The organism is Pseudomonas sp. (assembly GCF_037994325.1).
GTDB lineage: Bacteria > Pseudomonadota > Gammaproteobacteria > Pseudomonadales > Pseudomonadaceae > Aquipseudomonas.
The window spans coordinates 1-2,840 of sequence record NZ_JBBNAH010000261.1 but is presented as its reverse complement, the minus strand read 5'-3'; the positions used below and the strand labels follow the sequence as shown (position 1 = coordinate 2,840).

The 2,840-nt window shown below is 55.1% G+C and carries 2 protein-coding genes; both read left to right on the top strand.

What is annotated here, in order from left to right; genetic code table 11:
* Positions 1 to 817 (top strand): ATP-dependent Clp protease ATP-binding subunit ClpX (gene clpX, locus AAAB16_RS08845; protein WP_340663000.1); only part of this gene is annotated, 817 nt, incomplete at its 5' end.
* A 152-nt stretch (positions 818 to 969) separates the two neighbouring features.
* The coding region (lon, locus tag AAAB16_RS08840; protein ID WP_340662999.1) for an endopeptidase La at positions 970 to 2,840 on the top strand (1,871 nt) is incomplete at its 3' end.

Below are 2,840 nucleotides of genomic sequence, written 5' to 3'. Positions count from 1 at the left end.
GGGTGAAGACGTGGAAAACATCATTCAGAAGCTGCTGCAAAAATGCGATTACGACGTAGAGAAAGCCCAAATGGGCATCGTCTACATCGACGAAATCGATAAGATTTCGCGCAAATCCGACAACCCGTCGATTACCCGCGACGTTTCTGGCGAAGGCGTGCAACAGGCTTTGCTGAAACTGATCGAAGGCACGGTCGCTTCCGTTCCACCACAAGGTGGTCGTAAGCATCCGCAGCAGGAATTCCTGCAAGTCGATACACGCAACATCCTGTTTATCTGCGGTGGTGCGTTCTCGGGGCTCGAGAAAGTGATTCAAGGTCGTTCGGCGAAAGGCGGCATCGGTTTCAACGCTGAAGTTCGCAGCATCGACCTGGGCAAAAAAGTAGGCGAGTCGCTGCGTCAGGTTGAGCCGGATGACTTGGTGAAGTTCGGTCTTATCCCGGAGTTCGTTGGCCGCTTGCCGGTTATCGCAACGTTGGATGAGCTGGACGAAGCTGCGCTGATGCAGATTCTCACCGAGCCGAAAAACGCGCTGACCAAGCAATACGCCAAGCTGTTCGAAATGGAAGGCGTGGACCTGGAATTCCGTCCGGATGCCCTGAAGTCTGTCGCTCACCGTGCCCTGGAGCGCAAAACTGGCGCCCGGGGCCTGCGTTCCATTCTGGAAGGCGTGTTGCTCGACACCATGTACGAAATCCCGTCGCAAAACGACGTGAGCAAAGTGGTGATCGACGAAAGCGTTATTGCTGGTACGTCTAAGCCGCTGTTGATTTACGAAAACAGCGAGCCGCCTGCGAAGGCCGCGCCAGACGCGTAAAACACGTTTGTCACATGTTGAAAGCAAGGGGCCTGCGGGCCCCTTTGCTTTTTCTGAACCAGCGCTTGTTTTTTGTTTGGGCTGCCCCCATCTTGGTTTCCAAGGGTATTCCCACCTGTTTACGGCCGTATGGCCGCCGTAGAGCTGAAATCATGAAGACAACAGTCGAATTGCCTCTCTTGCCACTGCGTGATGTCGTGGTTTACCCACATATGGTGATCCCACTGTTTGTGGGGCGCGAAAAGTCTATTGAGGCCCTTGAGGCCGCTATGACGGGCGACAAGCAGATTCTGCTTGTGGCGCAAAAAAATCCTGCGGATGACGATCCTGCCGAAGACGCGCTCTACCGCGTCGGTACAGTTGCCACTGTTTTGCAATTGCTAAAACTGCCTGATGGCACCGTCAAAGTGTTGGTCGAAGGCGAGCAGCGTGGCTCCATCGAGCGCTTCATCGAGATTGATGGTCACTGCCGCGCGCAGGTGGTTTTGATTGAAGAAGCCGATGTGGCTGAGCGTGAGTCGGAAGTCTTCATCCGTAGCTTGCTCAGCCAGTTTGAGCAGTACGTGCAGTTGGGCAAAAAAGTCCCTGCTGAAGTGTTGTCCTCGCTCAATAGCATTGATGAGCCTAGCCGCCTAGTCGACACCATGGCCGCGCATATGGCGCTGAAAATCGAACAGAAACAGGAAATCCTCGAAGTCACCGATTTGGCCCAGCGCGTCGAGCACGTGCTGGCTTTGTTGGATGCCGAGATCGATTTGCTGCAGGTCGAGAAGCGTATTCGCGGCCGCGTGAAAAAACAGATGGAGCGCAGTCAGCGCGAGTACTACCTGAATGAGCAGATGAAGGCCATTCAGAAAGAGCTCGGTGACGGCGACGAAGGCCATAACGAACTCGATGAGCTGAAAAAACGCGTTGAGAACGCCGGCCTGACTAAGGAAGCCTATGCCAAGGCGCAGGCGGAGCTGAACAAGCTCAAGCAAATGTCGCCGATGTCGGCGGAAGCTACCGTGGTGCGTTCGTACATCGATTGGTTGGTGAACGTGCCGTGGAAGGCTGAGAGCAAGGTGCGTCTGGACCTTGCCAAAGCGGAAGATATTCTCGACGCCGACCACTACGGTCTGGATGAGGTCAAGGAGCGCATCCTTGAGTACCTCGCCGTACAGAAGCGTGTGAAAAAGGTGAAGGGGCCGGTGCTTTGCCTGGTCGGTCCGCCTGGCGTGGGTAAAACCTCGCTGGCTGAATCCATTGCCCATGCAACTAACCGAAAATTCGTACGTATGGCGCTCGGCGGCGTACGTGATGAAGCGGAAATTCGCGGTCACCGTCGTACCTATATTGGTTCGATGCCCGGTCGTTTGATTCAGAAAATGACCAAGGTTGGCGTGCGCAATCCGCTGTTCTTGCTCGATGAAATCGACAAGATGGGCCAGGACATGCGCGGTGATCCCGCATCGGCGTTGCTGGAAGTGCTCGATCCCGAGCAAAACCACAACTTCAACGACCACTATCTGGAAGTTGATTATGACCTGTCCGACGTGATGTTCCTCTGCACGGCCAACTCCATGAACATTCCAGCGCCCCTGCTGGACCGTATGGAAGTGATTCGTCTGCCTGGCTACACCGAAGACGAGAAGGTCAATATTGCGGTCAAGTACCTCGCGCCTAAGCAACTGCAGGCCAATGGCTTGAAGAAGGGCGAGCTGGAGTTCGAAGACGCCGCCATTCGCGACATGATCCGTTATTACACCCGTGAAGCGGGCGTGCGTAGCCTTGAGCGACAAATCGCCAAAGTCTGCCGTAAAGCGGTGAAAGAGCACTTCCGCGAGAAGCGCATGAAGGTGCTGGTGGCTGCCGATTCGCTCGAGCATTTCCTCGGTGTGAGCAAATACCGCTATGGTTTGGCCGAGCAGCAAGACCAAATCGGTCAAGTGACAGGGTTGGCGTGGACGCAGGTCGGCGGCGAATTACTGACCATCGAAGCGGCTGTTGTGCCAGGCAAAGGTCAGTTGATCAAGACCGGTTC